Source organism: Holdemania sp. Marseille-P2844, assembly GCF_900120005.1.
In the GTDB taxonomy this organism is placed as follows: domain Bacteria; phylum Bacillota_I; class Bacilli_A; order Erysipelotrichales; family Erysipelotrichaceae; genus Holdemania.
This window is the reverse complement of the sequence record NZ_LT635454.1, coordinates 462,918-479,283: the sequence shown is the minus strand read 5'-3', so window position 1 is coordinate 479,283 and position 16,366 is coordinate 462,918. Positions and strand designations below refer to the sequence as shown.

Below are 16,366 nucleotides of genomic sequence, written 5' to 3'. Positions count from 1 at the left end.
CTAATAGTATATCAGAATCAAACCAGGCTTTCTACATACTTCATACTTACATTTCTTTTACAACTTTACACTAACTATAGAATTTCTTGAATAAATTGTGTATTATTTTTTTAAGAACTATTTCGGGGATTTATTTTTACAGGGGAGAAGAAAATGAAGAAAAAGAAATTCTATCCTTATTTCATTTTTTTACTTGTTGTCATGGCCATTGAAGTTTTCATTTTTAACTGGCGCACTTGGGAATCACTTACATTTCCTCAAAGTAAACCTGGCTATCAAATTTCTATCGACGGAAATTCTATATCCGATAAATTAGTATTCCCAGATCAAAGTTTACAAACAATACAATATAATTATTTAAATCAAAATGTCCAGAATATAAAAATCAATCTGCACTGTGAAGGAAATGGCTGCCCGACTACGCTCGATTTAAAAATCAATTATAGCGATGAAGGTCATTCCCAAATGAGTTATAAAGGGAATCAAACTTATATTGAATCTCTGGAAGAAACGCACATCATTAGAATACACCCCTATGGTGATGTAAAAAGTCTACTTATTTCTTTCTATAATCCAGATAACGCCAAATTTACTATAATCGCTTCTGAAATAAATGTTCGAGTTCCCTTGAAAATACAAACATTAAGAATTTTAACGTTGTTCATCCTCTTCATCCTTATTTATCAATTATATCAGCATCGCAGCTTCTTTACTCTCTCTTTTAAAGGAAATTCAACAAAACGGAAGACTATGATTATTGTAACTGCTTCATGCCATATCCTGTTATTTGTTCTTGTGCTTTTCTCTAATCCCTTCTTCTGGAAAGATACAGCCTATCCTCATCCTCAAGAATATCATTATTTAGCTGAAGCATTAGCTAAGGGACAGACATCTTTACTCGTCGATCCTTCTGAAGAATTAAAACAACTATCAAATCCCTATGATAGTTCGCTCCGAATCAAGAAAGATGTCTATTATTTCTGGGATTTTGCTTATTATAAAGGTAAATATTTTGTGTATTTTGGAATTGGTCCGGAACTGGTCTTCTATCTTCCTTATTTTTTAATTACAGGAACTTATCTTCCTAATCCCATTCCAATTATGATCTCTGAAATTTTCTTCATTCTTGGAGTTTTCTTGTTTTTTGAAGAAATTGTTATTCGTTATTATCAAAGAAAAATACCACTCGGTTTAAGTCTATTACTAAGTTCAGCCACAATATTGGGCAGCGGGGCTTTTTTCATAGCCAGACGTCCTGATATTTATTCAGTACCCATTATGATGGGATTGGCGCTTACGATCTGGGGACTATTTTTGTGGCTGAAATCCAAGCAAACTGATCATTCGCTTAATTGCAAAATTTTGTTTATAGGATCTTGTTGTATGGCCTTCGTTGCCGCCTGCAGACCGCAACTGATTCTCGGTTCTTTCTTAGCATTCCTCTTCTTCCTACCCGAATTAATGAATCTAAGAGAAAAACAAAACAAAAAATACCTTATGGTTGCCTTACTCCCCTATGTCATCATCGCTGCAGGATTAATGTTCTATAACTGGACACGCTTTGATTCTCCTTTTGATTTTGGATCAAGCTATAATTTAACGACCAACGATATGACTCGGAGAGGTTTTGTTTTTGATCGATTCTTTATAGGAATTTTCACTTATTTATTTCAGTTTCCGAATATACAATCTGTCTTTCCGTATCTTCAATACGTTGAATTTAATACAAATTATATAGGGGAACTTACTCGAGAATCAATGACAGGAGGGCTCTTATCTTGCAACCCTATTCTTTATTTTTCATTTTTATTACCAAATTTAAAACGAATAAAAAAACCTAAAACTTTAATTAGCTATCTTACTTTTCCAATCCTCGGTATTCTTATTATATTTATTGATATTCAATGTGCAGGGTTATTACAACGTTACATTTCCGATTTTGCAATCTTTATTTTTATAGGAACCACGCTTATTCTCTTTGCTCTTTATATTCAAATGAAAGATAAAGAAGTAAGAAAAATATTCATATATATAGTTTTATTTCTATGCCTGATTGGTATTTTATATAATTTATTTTTATTCTTTCTTCCGGACTCAGACAATATTGCGCTCACTAATCCTCAGTTGTACTCGCAATTCTATAGATTATTCCATTAAAGATAAGGAGAACAACCATGCAGCCTACCTCATTAAATTTTGCAGCTTTCTTAATAATCAGTTTAGTTATTTACTATATGATACCTAAACGGATTCAAAACTATTGGCTCACTCTGATTAATTTATTTTATGTCAGTTCATTCGGGCTATTGAGCGTGATCTATTTATTTGTAGTAAGTCTTGTTGTCTATATTCTTGGACTGCGCCTAAGTAAAACAAAAAGGAAAAAGCAAAAGTCCGAATTATTAATTGCACTTGTTGTGTTAGCAGCGGGGTTAGTTATTTTCAAATATTATAAATTTATATTTCCTTTCTTCCATTTTTCCTGGCTAGCGCCCGTTGGCATCTCCTTTTATACCTTTAAAGCAATCAGCTATTGTATTGAAGTTGCTAAAAAAAGGATGGACGCAGAAACCAGTTATCTAAATTGCTGGCTTTATCTTTCCTTTTTCCCAGTTTTTACAGCCGGGCCGATTAATCGACCAAAATCTTTTTTTACACAGTTAAAAAAGCAGCGTCCCTGGAAAACATCCCGGATTGAATCAGGTTTGATCCGTACAGCCTTGGGTTGTTTTGAAAAAGTAGTGATCGCTGATAATTTATTAATATTAGTCGATTCCATCTACTTCCAATGGCAAGAAGCCTCAGGAGGTTTACTATGGATTGCCATGATCTTATACTCTTTTCAAATTTATCTAGACTTTGATGTCTATTCCAATATGGCAATTGGTATCTCGAAATGTTTTGGATTCAAGATTGAAGAAAATTTTAAAACACCTTATCTTGCCGAGAGCATCTCTGAATTCTGGCGGCGCTGGCATATTTCCCTTAGTTCATGGCTGCGGGATTATATTTATATTCCCTTAGGCGGGAATCGCAAAGGGACGGCAAAGAAATACAGGAATTTGATTGTTGTCTTCCTGATTAGCGGTTTATGGCATGGTGCCTCTTGGTCGTTTGTTCTCTGGGGACTCTTCCATGCCCTTTTACAAATATTTGAACAAATCATACATTTATCGAAGAAAGCTTCGAATTCAATAATCCGGTTTTTAAAGATTATACTTAACTTTGTTTTAATTGCTATCTCATGGGTATTCTTTAAAATAACAGATGTTAAACAAGCACTGGCAATATTACAGAAAGCATTATTTTTCCCTTCCTTTAAACTCAACTTAGATTTACTTAAAATCTCTTCAAAAGAACTCTCCATCGCTTTGTTCTTCATTTTGATTATTGTAATTTTAGATCTCCTGCGAAATCATTTCGATATGATCAAATGGTTTAGAAAAAGAAATTTTGTATTTCGTTTCTTAATTTATATTCTCTTATTCTCCACTTTCCTTATTCTTGGCGTGTATGGAACAGGATATGATGCGAATCAATTTATTTACATTCAGTTTTAATTAAAGAAGGTAATGACAATGAAGAAAACAATTCAGTTTATATTTAAATGTATGTTATTAGTGATCACAGCTTGTCTGCTGATGACTTACTTTTCAATCGTTTTGCATCCAAAATACTATGAAGCGCCGGATGATATGACGAACAAAACAGAAGGTTTCTATGCGCTCGAAAAAGATTCGTTAGATGTCCTTTTCCTTGGCTCCAGCCATTCTTACTATGCCTTCAATCCAGCAATTCTCTGGAAAAAAACAGGAGCTTACAGTTATGTTTTCGCAGGCGAGTGTCAACCCTTTTCACAGACCTATTACTACCTCAAGCAAGCGTTAAAGACACAAACACCTCAAGTTATTGTCCTCGATGTCTTCGGTCTTCTGGAAAGCTCTAAAGCCTGCCAGACAGACGGAATTTATAAAAAGAACTCTGAAGGTTTGCGAAATGAGATCTATCGAGCTCAATCTCTAAAAGAAATAAGCGATAAATCACTGAAATTGGATTATTTGTTAGATTTGAGACTCTATCACTCACGATTGAATGAAATGACACTGGATGATTTTAAATTTCCTTTTGAAAAGCACTTCAATCCTTTTTTCGGTTGGACTATGGGCTATCCTGAATCTGATAAAAAAATAGAACGAGATACCTACCATCAAACAGAAACTGTAAAACCCGATGAAACCAATCTGCAATATCTTGATAAAATTATTGATCTATGCAGGAAAAAGAATTTACCGCTCTTATTAGTCAAAACCCCGTTCTATGTCACCCAGCAAGAATACAATATGCTTCAATATATTAAGCAATATACTCAAAGAAAAGAAATTCAATTCATCGATTTTAACGATCTCTATGAAGAAATGAACTTTCATTTTGATCAGGATGGCGATATCTGGCATACTAATATCCGCGGTTCTACAAAACTCATGAATAAGTTGATTGAAGTCTTAAAACAAGATTATCACTTAAGCGCTTCAAAGCCGAAGAAAATTGAATCGTACGAAACTGCTTTAGATCAACTCTACAATGATACGATGGAAAAATTATTACAAAGTGTCGATGATATTTACAATTACTTTGATTATATTCAAGAATCAGGGTTTACATTTGCAATTAGCTATAATGGAACCGATGGACGTTCTTTTATTGGAGAATATGAAAGTCAAATGTTAAATAATGTTGGTATTCACTTTGATTTTATCAATAATAAAGACAAAGACTTCATTATGGTAACTCAAAATGATCAAGTATTATTTTATGAAGAGGATAACAGCTTAGTAAAAGAGTATAAATCTAAAAATGCAAGTGTAAAATTTGAAAATAATAATATCATCATAAACGGGAAACAAGAAACCTCGGAAGATCCAGGACTTAAAATTGTTATAATTGATACACAAGGAAGAGTACTTGATTCATTGTATATTAATTATTCAATGGTTTTTTGGTTAAAAAGTCGTTGAATTTTCATAAAAATTGAATTTTATATAATTTAAAACTTAAATTATGATATTATTAACTACGGGGTGAAAAAATGAAACTTCTTGTAATTATACCTGCATACAATGAGGAGTCTAACATAGACAAAGTAATCAGTAATTTAAAAGATAACTTTAGCAATTATAGTGATTTTGGATATGTCATTATTAATGATGGTAGTACAGATAACACAAAGGAATTACTTGATGAAAAAAAATACAATCATATCGATCTACCTTGCAACATGGGATTAAGCTGTGCAATGCAGCTAGGCTACAAATATGGTTATGAAAACAACTATGATTGTGCCATTCAATTTGATGGAGACGGCCAGCATCAAGCCAATTTTTCATTACATGTAAATTATAATCTGGTATTATCTTAAAAACATCTAAAACAGATGACAACATTTCTTTGTGCTGTCCAGTTACACAAACAATTGTTTCTAATCTGTTCCTATGTTTTAATTCATTTACCAATGGGCACATTTTAATAGCCTCTGGACGAGTTCCAAATATTACCATTACCTTCATTTATTCTATTTCTCCTTAAAATAATCTGTCTTCAATAAGTTTATAATAATCTTCAAAATATTCAATATTTTCTAAACAGTTTTCTCTCATATTCTTTAATTTATCTTTTTCTTTCAGTAATTGTTCAAAAAATCTTTTTATTGATTCTACATCATAGCCGTCAACAATGAAACCAACATCTTTTTTTACAGCAAGTTCACCGACTTTACTCCGAAGATCAAAAACACACGGTCTCTCATAATATATAGACTCAAAATATTTATTACTAATCGCTAATTCTTCGTTTAAGCCTTTTGCTGGATATACTGACCAAATTAAATCTGATTCAAAATATATTTTCTCTAAATCTGTATTATTATACCATCCCCAAAATTTAACATGCACATAATTATTTTCCTTGCAAAAATTTTCTAAATATACTTTATCCATACCTCCTCCATAAATATTTATCAAAACTGGCAATTTATGAGTAGCTTTAAACAAATTAATTAATATATCCTTGTATCTCACAATTCCAATAAAGGATATTATTAACTTATTTACTTGTTTTTTCCTAGCATTCACATCAGAATAATATAAATTTTTTTTGTAATTTTTTGTCACCCTATTCTCTATCACTATAGTTTTACTTTTATAGTTTTTATAATAACTTGTAAAATATCTAGAACCCAAAAATATCACATTTGCCTTTTCGCTTATCATTCTATCGAAAAATCTTAAACCCTTATCAATAAAATGTTTTCCCATAACAGGTAAATCTGCAGCGTCATAAATTGTGAATAAATCCTTCTTATTTAAGCAACTAAATGCCATTACTATTGCTGAATCTATATTGAAAGCATAAATAGAATCAATTTCTTTCTCCTTAATTATCTGTCTTGCTTTTATAATCATATTTTTTGAATCCAAGGCTTTTTTTATCGGATGTCCATATCCTATTTTTTTAGAATGATAGATTATATTGTCAGATAAAAACTTATTTTGATCATTCTCACAATCCCACACCAAATAAGTTAAATCAATTTTCATTTCTTTAAAAATTTGTGATAATTTATAAATTCTTGGTTGAATTGGGGTTGAATTAGTAATAATTAACATTTTTCGCATATAGTTTCCTCTTACTACTATTTCTAGTAGCTGAATACATTATAACAAAAAAATCATAAAAATTAAAAATATTACAATTTTCAGTCAATCAGAATTTTCCACCCCTTTCTTTTTTTATTTGTTGTATCATAGTACTATTCATCGAAGGAGGGATTCAATGAAAAAAATTCTGATTTCCATGCTGGCCTTGCTATACTTAACGACCGCCTGCTCCAAGGCTGAAAATAAACCGACGTCCGAACCGAGCTCCAATCCTGTCATCAGCGTCGTGGATTTACCCGTCACGCAAGCTCCCATCGCCCAGCCGGAATTTGAAACAACCTGGGCCTTAACGTCCACCGACGGCTATGGCATTCTCGAAAGCACCTTTTCCAACATTAAAATTATTATGAACTCCCCCGGCACCGAGATTTTCGGCGTCCAGACCTATCACGAAGGCCTGCCGCTGATTCACGGCGTCACCTACCACCTCAGCTTTGATCTCAGCGCTACGATCGAGCGTCCGGTCGAGGTGTTCGTCATGAACGTCGACGACAGCGCGATCGAATTCACGCAGATGCTGACGGCCACCGAAAACGGCACGCATTATGAATTCGACATCAAAATCCAGGGCAACACCTCCTGGAACGGCCGTCTCGCCTTCAATACAGGCGCGCCAACACCCGAAACTACCTACGACTACCATGAAGTCACCATCTCCAATTTAATCCTTCAGGAAGCCTCTGATGGCCCGACAGAGCCGAATATCAAAATCAACCAGACCGGCTACCTGCCCAACGCTCAGAAAAAAGTTGTTTTCCCGTTCGATCAGGGGGACTGCTTCCAGGTGATCGACGCCAACACCAACGCCGTCGTCTACACCGCCCCGATTCTGCGGAAGCTGTACAACGAAAGCACGAAGGAAACAACCTTCTACGGCGATTTCAGCGATTTCACAACCCCTGGCCGCTACCGCCTGCAATCCCAGCTTAACGGAACCTCCTACGAATTTGAAATTCAGGAAGACCTGTACCACAACCTGCTGGATCAGACCGTCAAAATGCTCTCATTGCAGCGCTGTGGTCAGACGTTAACCGCCGACTGGGCCGGGGCCTTCGCCCATGAACAATGCCACACCCAGATCGCTACGATCTACGGCACTTATCAGCAGCTGGATGTCAGCGGCGGCTGGCATGACGCCGGCGATTACGGCCGCTATGTGCCGACTGGGACAAAAGCAGTCATCGACCTGATGCTCGCCTACCAAATGAACCCGCATCTGTTCACCGACGCGATCGGCATTCCGGAAAGCGGCAACGGCGTCGCGGATATTCTTGATGAAGCCCGCGTCGAGTTAGAATGGCTGTTAAAGATGCAGAACGGCTGGGGCGGCGTTTATGATAAAGTCGTCACCGCGCAATTCCCGGATTTCATCATGCCGGATCACGATCAGGCTCCGCTCTATATCATGCAGGAAATGACAACCTCCACCGGCGATTTTGTCGGCGCAATGGCTTTGGCTTATTTTATTTATCAAGATATCGATCCTGAGTTCGCCGAGCGCTGCCTGGACGCCGCGAAGCTGTCTTGGGACTATCTGCAGTCAGCCAGCCTTTCTGTCTACACCAATCCGGAAGGCTTTTCCGCCGGCCAATACAGCGACGACAACGATACCGATGAGCGCTATCTCGCCTCGGCCGCTCTCTACGCCGCGACCGGCGAACAGAAATACCTCGATTCCGTAAAAACGATATTCCAGGCCAGCGCCGATCAGCTGACCGGTGTGCAGTGGAAAACGATGGGCTCTTATGGCACCTACCTGATATTAAAACTTTCCAATGTTCAAAACGCCGATTCCACTTTCTATCAACAACTGCTGTCCAAGCTGATCACCGATGCCGAACAGGTCCTCAACGCCACGTCCAACGACGGCTATTTTGTTTCCCTGTATTCCGCATACGCCTGGGGCAGCAATGCCGATATCGCCAACAACGGTTTAATTCTGGCCTTGGCCAACGATATCCGCGCCAACGTCAACTATGTCAACAGCGCGGCTGACCATCTCCATTATCTGTTGGGCCGCAACAGCCTGAATCTCTCCTTTGTGACCAATTCCGGAATTCATTCACCTCAGCACCTCCATCACCGTCCTGCCTCCGCGGCAAATGCTCTGCTGCCCGGCGCGCTGGTCGGCGGTCCGGATTCCGCGCTCGAGGATCCTGTGACCCAGTCGCTGTTTAACGGCGACACCGCACCGGCCAAGTGTTATGTCGATGATGCGGAAAGCTATTCAACCAACGAAGTGGCGATCTATTGGAATTCCCCGCTGGTGGCTCTGATCAGCGCCGTAGAAAACGCCAACTAACCAGCCTTTCCAAAAAAATAACTTTCTTCCCTCTCGTTCACTGTCCAGTTTAGCTGAACACGAACCAAGGCGAACTTGTCCAATCCCGGACGATAACGAAAAAAAGATCAGAATATCCAGCCATTCCTGGAATCTGATCTTTTTATTAGGTTCATCATTGAGCCTCGTTCTTGCATTTGCATCCTGTGTGAATCAATCACGATGATCTGCCTGCGGCAAGGCTTCCGCCTGATTGATCTGAAAATACGGCGAATCCGATTTCGTGATCGCGACGACGCCATCCACCGCTTCATACAACACCATCATTTCGCTCAGCATCTTCTGCTGATTCAAATTTAAGCCCTGCTCCGGAGCTTCGATGATTAACTTCGCTCCTGTTTCAAACATCGTCATATAATATAACAAAGCAACCAGCCAGGCCGTACCTTCCAGCGAAGTTTCCTTCAGTAAAATCTGTCTTTCTTCACTGACCAACCAGTCTTCGCCTTGATTCCAGACCAAATGGCCGCCTAAAATTGCCGTTGCCCGAACTAAGGAAGCCCGGTACAAATAGGGATTCAGCGTTCCGCACTGCGTCATCCGCTTTTCCGCAAACCCGGCAAATCCTCTTTTTAATAAGGGCCGAAGCTTCTCCCGGACACTGTTTAACGCACTGTCCTCACCAAAGCGATCAGCCTGGATAACAAAGGTCTCACGTCTTTCACCTTGCATCTCTTCATTGTTAAATTCAACCACAAAACTTCCCTCTCTTTCACCAAAAACGTGAACTTCTTCATATTACCGCACTCTTGAATCAAAGACAAGAGGGGATTTCAGAGTTTTTCAGAGTTTGGAAAAAAATATATCGACGGATGAACGAAATGATTAACCACGGCTTCATCAGGGATTCCATGCAAGCTCAATTTTACATCTTTTTGCATAAATAAAGACCCGATTTTCACCGGATCTTGTTCGAAAACTGAATTGTGAATCAACCGCGCAGCACAGCCTGGCAATCCTTTTCCAGACGAGCCAGAACCGTCTGATGCACGTCCTGAATTTCCTGATCGGTCAGCGTGTGATCTTCCGATTGATAGGTGATCGACAGCGCTACCGATTTCTTGCCGCTTTCGACATGTTCACCCTGATAGACGTCGAAAACCTCGACCTGCTTGACCATGCGCTTGCCTGCCGCCTTGATCGCCTTCATCAGCTGCTCCGCCTTCACTTCTTCCCTCACGACTAAAGCGATGTCGCGGTGAACAGCCGGGAACCGATTGATCGCACTGAATTTAACCTTGCTGGCCTTGCTGGCCAACAACAGCTCCAGGTTGAATTCCCCATAGACCGCTTTGCCGATCCCCAGCTCCTTCGCCAGGACTGGATGGATTTCGCCCAGGACGCCCAGCAGCTGATTTCCCAGCATGACGCAGGCACTGCGGTAAGGATGGAAATGTTCCACATCCTGATCATTTTCCTTAAAGCTTAACCGTTCCGCCGCAAAGCCCAGTCTGCGCAGCGTCTCTGTCAAGACGCCCTTAGCCGCGAAGAAATCGCTGCGGATATCGATCCGGTTCAGCTTGGAATTCTGCAATGAATCCGACATCACGATCGCCAGCCGTTCCTGCTGGGTATTGACCGCATAGACGTTGGAGATTTCAAACAGATTCACGTTTTCATTCTTATGATTCTGATTGTAAGCCAGACATTCCAGCAGGCTCATAATCAGCGAGGTTCGGACATATTTGCGTTCCTCGCTCATCGGCGCAGCCAGAGCGACTGCCTCGCCCAGCGGCATCAGTGCATTGTCGATCGCTTTCTGCGATACCAGCGTATAGGTGATGACTTCGGAAAGTCCGAGCCCATTCAGGGAGCTGCGCAGATTGCGGCGCATCGCCTGCCGGTCCGTCAGCTGCCCGGCCGTCGCTTCCATCGTCGGCAGCGTGGTTTTCAGGTCTTCATAGCCTAACAGGCGGATGATTTCTTCGTCGATGTCTTCGCGGATATTTAAATCTGTGCGGTAAGATGGGATCGTGCAGGTAAAGCAGTCGCCGTCCTGGACGGGATTGAGATCGAGATCCTTCAAAACGCCCAGCACCTGATCCATCGTGAATTCTGTGCCTAACAACGTATTGCAGTGAGTCAGCGTTTCACTCACGGTTTTCACCGGATCCTCAATCGTTCCCACCAGAACATTTTCTTCAAAACCGTCGGCTTCCGCCAGTTCTTTTAACAGCTGAACAGAACGGTCAACCGCTTTGATCGGCGCCATCGGCTCCACGCCTTTGGTGAAGTGCATCGCGGCTTCCGTGCTCAAGCCCAGCCGGCGTGAAGTGTTGCGGATTGATACCGCGTTGAAAACGGCGGCTTCGATGAAAATACTGGTCGTCGATTCGTCGATCTTGCTTTCCTCGCCGCCCATAATCCCGGCGATTCCCGTCGGTTCGCCGCCGGTTGTGATCAACAGATCGCCCTTCTTAATTTCATAGTCTTGTCCATCCAGCGCCTGCATCGTCATCTCAACGTCGTCCACAACGGTAATTTCATGATGCGGCAGCTTGCTTAAATCATAGTAGTGCAGCGGCTGGCCGGTTTCGACCATGACGAAGTTGGAGATATCGACGACGTTGTTGATCGATTTGATGCCATAGGCATGCAGATAGTTGGACAGCCATTTCGGCGAAGGGCCCACCTTCACGTGATTAACGACCTTGCCTACGAATACCGGACATTTTTCCGTCTTGCTGGCAACTTTGAAATTGCCGGGCGTGCCGATCTGACTGGCGGACTTGCAGTCTGGCCAGGTCACCTCGCGGTGCAGCACCGCGCCGACTTCCTTCGCCAGATTCCACATCGCGTTGCAGTCTGCACGGTTCGGCGTCAAACCGATATCCAGGATCGTATCGTCCAATCCCAGGTATTCCAGAACCCGGGTTTCACCCACCGGCGCTTCGTCGTCAAAAACGTAAATGCCGTTCAGCTGTTCTTCCGTCTGGGCTTTTTTATCCACGCCCAGCTCCGACAGGCTGCAGATCATGCCGTTGGATTCCACGCCGCGCACCTTGGCCGGTTTAATTTCAAAACCGCCGGCCAGCACGGCTCCGACCTTGGATACGATGACTTTCTGTCCCGCCTGGACATTCGGCGCGCCGCAGACGATATTCAGCACTTCGTCGCCGACATTGACCGTCGTGACGTGCAGATGATCGCTGTCGGGGTGGTTCTCGCAGGTCAGAACCTGACCGATGACCAGATTCGTGCCTTCGGCCACTTTTTCGATGCCTTCGACTTCCAGTCCGGCAATCGTTAATTTCTCAGCTAAGGCTTCCGGGGTGACGCCGTCCAGATTGACGTACTCCTTCAGCCAGTTCATACTCATTCTCATTTTCTTTTTTCCTCCTTCAGCGATTAGTCAAAACGATCGAACATTTTGAGGAACCGGGTATCGTTAATATAGAAATTACGGATATCGTCAACGCCGTATTTCAGCATCGCGACACGCTCGATGCCGACGCCGAAGGCGAAGCCGGAGCATTTCGTCGAGTCAAAGCCCGCCATTTCCAGCACGTTCGGATGCACCATCCCGGCGCCGAGCACTTCGATCCAGCCGGTGCCTTTGCAGACCGGGCAGCCCTTGCCGCCACAGATGTGGCAGCTGACGTCGACCTCGACGCTTGGTTCGGTGAATTGGAAATACGAAGGACGGAAACGGATCTGGCGGCCTTTGCCGAACATCCGGTCGGCCATGAACTGCAGCGTGCCCTTCAGGTCGGTCAGCGTGATATTCTCGCCGACGACCAGACCTTCCGCCTGCATGAACTGATGGGAGTGAGTCGCATCGTCGTCATCGCGGCGGTAGACTTTACCCGGGCAGATGACCTTGATCGGCAGCTGGCCATGGGCCTTTTCCAGCTCGCGCATCTGAATCGCCGTGGTATGCGTGCGCAGCAGCTCCTTCGGATTGATGTAGAACGTATCCTGCATATCGCGGGCAGGGTGATCGGCCGGGATGTTGGCGCGTTCGAAGTTGTAGAAATCGAGTTCGACTTCCGGACCTTCGGCGACGGTGTAGCCCATGCCGATGAACAGATCTTCGATTTCCTGGCTGATCAGCGTCAGCGGATGCAGCGTCCCGGTGCGAAACGGCACGCCCGGCAGCGTGATGTCGATTTTTTCTTCTTCGAGCTTACGGTTCATCGCCGCTTTTTCAAGCACCGCCATTTTCGCTTCAATCGCGGCGGCAACGGCTTTCTTGCACTCGTTGACTTCCTGACCGAAAGCCGGTTTTTCTTCCGGGGAAAGATCCTTCATCATCGTCATTAGCGACTGAATTGGGCCTTTCTTCCCCAGCGTCGTCACCCGGATCTGCTGCAGCTGCTGCAAATCTTCGCAGGCTTTGATTTCTTCCAGCGCCTGAGCCTGGACTTGCTGAACTTTTTCCATAATCGGTTCTCCTTTGTTCCTTTACAAAAATAAAAAACGTCGTTCCTGATTCAGGAACGACGGCTCGCGGTACCATCCTGATTTATCCTTGCCCTGCCTGCCGACACCAACGCGTCCGCCGGCGCAAAGATACACCTTAATTTTCCCTGTAACGTGAGGAAGACGGGGATCATTACTCCCACTATAAAGGTGAATTCGCAGAAACCTGCCGGGCAGAACGGCTCTCAGCGGGTCACCGTTCCTCTCTTTTCCCAGGTTCTTCTGTTACTAATCCTTTAGTTAAACCGCTTTCTAGTAGTTATTATAGCCATCTGAAATTTTTTTTGCAAGCTTTGATTCAAATTGAATGATTTTTTCATGGAAAAGGAATGAAAATCTACCGAGGGACACCCTCGCAGAAGATGACCTGTTCTTTTCCCAGACACTTTTAAACTAAAACCCGCACGCGCAGGATCTCAGGCTGCTGACGCAGCGTGGCGGCGATTTCCTCCACCGCCAAAGTATCCACATCCACTAACGTATAGGCAAACTCCCCTTGCGAGCGGCTGAGCAGATTTTCAATATTGATCCCCTGCTTCGAGATCATGCCGGAGATGTGCGCCAGCATGTTCGGCACATTCCGGTGGAAGCAGCAGAGCCGCGCCTGACCGCTGCGCTCCATGACAACGTCAGGCAGATTTACAGCGTTCCGGATGTTTCCGTTCTCCAGATAATCGATCAATTCCTGCGCCGCCATCACCGCGCAGTTTTCCTCCGCTTCCTCCGTCGAAGCGCCTAAATGCGGGATTAAAGTTACGCCCGGCTTCCCAGCCAAAGCCGGACTTGGGAAGTCCGTAACGTAACCGCGGATCTGCCTAGCTGCCAGCGCCGCCAGCACGGCGTCTTCCTGAACCAGACCGCCGCGCGCAAAGTTGAGCAGCACCGCTTTAGTCTTCATCAATTTTAACTGGCCGGCAGCGATTAAATTCTTTGTCTGCGGCGTCAGCGGCACATGAATCGTCACATAGTCCGCCGTCTTCAGCACCGCTTCCAGACTTTCCGCGTGCCGCACTTGACGGGAAAGCTTCCAGGCCGCGTCAACGGAAATATAAGGATCATAGCCAACGACCTGCATATCCAGCTCCGCCGCCAGATTGGCGACCAGGATTCCGATCGCGCCCAAACCAATCACGCCCAGCGTCTTCCCCTTCAATTCCGTTCCGACAAACCGGCTTTTCTCTTGTTCAACCCGCTGCGCTAAATCCGCCGCGCTGCCTAGCGATTCGATCCAGTTGATCGCCGGAATGACCGGCCGGCTTGACATCAACAGCCCCGCCAAGACCAGTTCTTTAACGGCATTGGCATTCGCGCCCGGCGTATTGAACACGACGATTCCCGCTTCGCTGCACCGGACAATCGGAATGTTGTTTGTTCCTGCCCCGGCCCGGGCGATCGCTTTCAGACCGGCTCCGAAATCCATTTCTTTTAAATCCGCGCTGCGCACTAAAATCGCGTCTTCCGCACCAGCTTGTTCTGTGAACTGATAGGAGGCTTGCGGAAACTGCACCAATCCCGCCTCCGCAATTTTATTCAGACAGCGGATTGTTAACATCCTCGATTCTCCTCCTCAAAGCGCCGCATCAGATCGACCAGCTTTTGAACCCCTTCCAACGGCATCGCGTTGTAGATTGAAGCGCGCATTCCGCCAACCGAGCGATGGCCTTTTAAATTGACCAGTCCTTCCGCCTCCGCCGCGGCGATGAATTTCGCGTCCAACGCAGCGTCGCCAGTGACAAACGGCACGTTCATGATCGAACGATCTTCCGGACGGACCGGATTGGTAAACAGCCGGGATTGATCGATCTGATCATAAAGCAGCGCCGCTTTCTGTTGATTGTGCGTCTTCAGCGCCGCTAAATCATAATAGCGGTTTTCGATCCATTCCAGCACCAGTCCCAGCAGATAAATCGCAAAGGTCGGCGGTGTATTGAACATCGACTTGTTTTTCGCCTGCACGGCATAGCTCAGCATCGACGGAATCTCTGGACGTTCCTGAATCAAATCTTCCCGCACGATCACAACCGTCAGACCCGCGATCCCCATATTTTTCTGCGCCCCCGCAAAGATCAGACCATAGCGGGAAATCTCCATCGGTTCGCTTAAAATGCAGCTGGAACAATCCGCGATCAGCGGCACGCTCCCGCATTCCGGCAGTTCCTTATATTTTGTCCCGTAGATCGTGTTGTTCTCACAGATATGCACATAGTCCAGATCCTGCGGAATTTTCACGCCCTTCGGAATTGCCGTGAAGTGTTCCGCCTCGCTGCTGGCTAAGATCTCGCAGCCGCCGATCTTGCGGCATTCCGCAATCGCTTTTTTCGTCCAGGCACCAGTATGGATCACGCCCGCTTTTCCGCCTGGTTTCAACAGGTTCATTGGTACCATCGTAAACTGCAGCGACGCCCCGCCCTGCAGAAACAGCACTTGATAATGCTTTGGAATCCGCAGCAGCGAGCGCAGCCGCCGCTCCGTCGTTTCAATGATTTCAAGGAAAGAGGAGGAGCGATGACTCATCTCCATGACGGATTGCCCGGAAATTCCGTACTCCATCAGTTCGGCAGCACATTTCTGTAAGACCTCGGTTGGCAGCTGGCTGGGTCCAGCGCTGAAATTGTAAACTCGTGTCATCGTTGTCATCCTCTTTTCTAATATCCCCATTCTAGCACTACTGGTGTATGCTCACAACGAGTTTTTCAGTATTCTTTCATATCAATTACATATTTTCATGAAACAAAATGTAAATAACCGGATATTGAGTTTAAGCGCGGGAAAGCAATACTGAGAAAAACTGAATAATGAAAAAATCAGAGAAGAAGCCTCCTCATCGGTCCGCTTTTCTCTGATCTCTTTTTTTATTTCTGATATTTGCTGAAACACCCTTGCAAGCTGA

At 43.9% G+C, this 16,366-nt stretch carries 11 protein-coding genes; 5 read left to right on the top strand and 6 right to left on the bottom strand.

Annotated features, from left to right (window positions below):
* Positions 1 to 153 precede the first annotated feature (153 nt).
* From BQ7364_RS17030 to BQ7364_RS17015, 4 genes are all read left to right on the top strand, one after another.
* Positions 154 to 2,157, top strand: coding sequence for a hypothetical protein (locus BQ7364_RS17030; protein ID WP_072685961.1), 2,004 nt, complete (start codon positions 154 to 156; stop codon positions 2,155 to 2,157).
* A gap of 155 nt (positions 2,158 to 2,312) precedes the next feature.
* A complete protein-coding gene (locus BQ7364_RS17025; protein WP_159432841.1) occupies positions 2,313 to 3,560 on the top strand; it encodes an MBOAT family O-acyltransferase in 1,248 nt (415 codons plus the stop codon).
* A gap of 18 nt (positions 3,561 to 3,578) precedes the next feature.
* Complete coding sequence (locus BQ7364_RS17020) at positions 3,579 to 5,015, top strand: hypothetical protein (RefSeq protein WP_072685957.1); 1,437 nt, start codon at positions 3,579 to 3,581, stop codon at positions 5,013 to 5,015.
* Between the two features lie 71 nt (positions 5,016 to 5,086).
* Positions 5,087 to 5,416, top strand: coding sequence for a glycosyltransferase family 2 protein (locus BQ7364_RS17015; RefSeq protein WP_072685955.1), 330 nt, complete (start codon positions 5,087 to 5,089; stop codon positions 5,414 to 5,416).
* A 163-nt stretch (positions 5,417 to 5,579) separates the two neighbouring features.
* On the opposite strand, the gene BQ7364_RS17005 is transcribed toward BQ7364_RS17015, so the two are convergent.
* A complete protein-coding gene (locus tag BQ7364_RS17005; RefSeq protein WP_072685953.1) occupies positions 5,580 to 6,671 on the bottom strand; it encodes a glycosyltransferase in 1,092 nt (363 codons plus the stop codon).
* 157 nt (positions 6,672 to 6,828) lie between these two features.
* Here BQ7364_RS17005 and BQ7364_RS17000 point away from each other — a divergent pair, with 157 nt between their 5' ends.
* Complete coding sequence (locus tag BQ7364_RS17000; protein WP_072685951.1) at positions 6,829 to 9,015, top strand: glycoside hydrolase family 9 protein; 2,187 nt, start codon at positions 6,829 to 6,831, stop codon at positions 9,013 to 9,015.
* Between the two features lie 192 nt (positions 9,016 to 9,207).
* On the opposite strand, the gene BQ7364_RS16995 is transcribed toward BQ7364_RS17000, so the two are convergent.
* The 5 genes from BQ7364_RS16995 to serC form a co-directional block, all read right to left on the bottom strand.
* Positions 9,208 to 9,750, bottom strand: coding sequence for a hypothetical protein (locus tag BQ7364_RS16995; RefSeq protein WP_072685949.1), 543 nt, complete (start codon positions 9,748 to 9,750; stop codon positions 9,208 to 9,210).
* A 235-nt stretch (positions 9,751 to 9,985) separates the two neighbouring features.
* Positions 9,986 to 12,379: a phenylalanine--tRNA ligase subunit beta gene (gene pheT, locus BQ7364_RS16990; RefSeq protein WP_072685948.1), complete on the bottom strand. Its 2,394-nt coding sequence runs from the start codon at positions 12,377 to 12,379 to the stop codon at positions 9,986 to 9,988.
* Between the two features lie 23 nt (positions 12,380 to 12,402).
* On the bottom strand, positions 12,403 to 13,437 hold the full coding sequence (gene pheS, locus BQ7364_RS16985; RefSeq protein ID WP_072685946.1) for a phenylalanine--tRNA ligase subunit alpha: 1,035 nt from the start codon (positions 13,435 to 13,437) through the stop codon (positions 12,403 to 12,405).
* Between the two features lie 427 nt (positions 13,438 to 13,864).
* Positions 13,865 to 15,028 (bottom strand): phosphoglycerate dehydrogenase, encoded by a 1,164-nt coding sequence (locus BQ7364_RS16980; protein ID WP_072685944.1) that lies wholly within the window; start codon positions 15,026 to 15,028, stop codon positions 13,865 to 13,867.
* Entirely contained in the window at positions 15,022 to 16,104 is a 1,083-nt protein-coding gene (gene serC, locus BQ7364_RS16975; RefSeq protein ID WP_072685942.1) for a 3-phosphoserine/phosphohydroxythreonine transaminase, read from the bottom strand. The genes BQ7364_RS16980 and serC overlap by 7 nt, the downstream gene beginning before the upstream one ends.
* Positions 16,105 to 16,366: the final 262 nt, after the last annotated feature.